At 42.9% G+C, this 289-nt stretch carries 1 protein-coding gene; it reads left to right on the top strand.

Annotated elements, in window-relative coordinates:
• Position 1 precedes the first annotated feature (1 nt).
• A partial coding sequence (locus tag CWC11_RS20940; protein ID WP_502704814.1) for a transposase occupies positions 2-289 on the top strand: 288 nt, incomplete at its 3' end.

A 289-nucleotide genomic window follows, 5' to 3' on the forward strand; every position in this document is an offset into this window, starting at 1 on the left:
GATTATTATCAGATGGCATAAGCTGTTTAAAGGCACCATACTGTCTCATAAGTTCCTTCAAGGTGAGCGGCTAGACTCAGCGCAGCAAACCTTTTTAAATAAAGACATTGAACAATTTAGAGAACGTTTAGCGAGTATCAGTTGGTTTATGCGGGTACTGAATGAAAGCATTGCCCGCAAGGCGAATAAAGAAGATAACTGTACAGGCCGATTCTGGGAAGGACGCTTTAAATCACAAGCCTTACTCGATGAAGCGGCACTGGCAGCCTGTATGGCGTATGTTGATTTA

This window comes from Pseudoalteromonas sp. S3178, from assembly GCF_005886985.1.
GTDB lineage: Bacteria > Pseudomonadota > Gammaproteobacteria > Enterobacterales > Alteromonadaceae > Pseudoalteromonas > Pseudoalteromonas carrageenovora.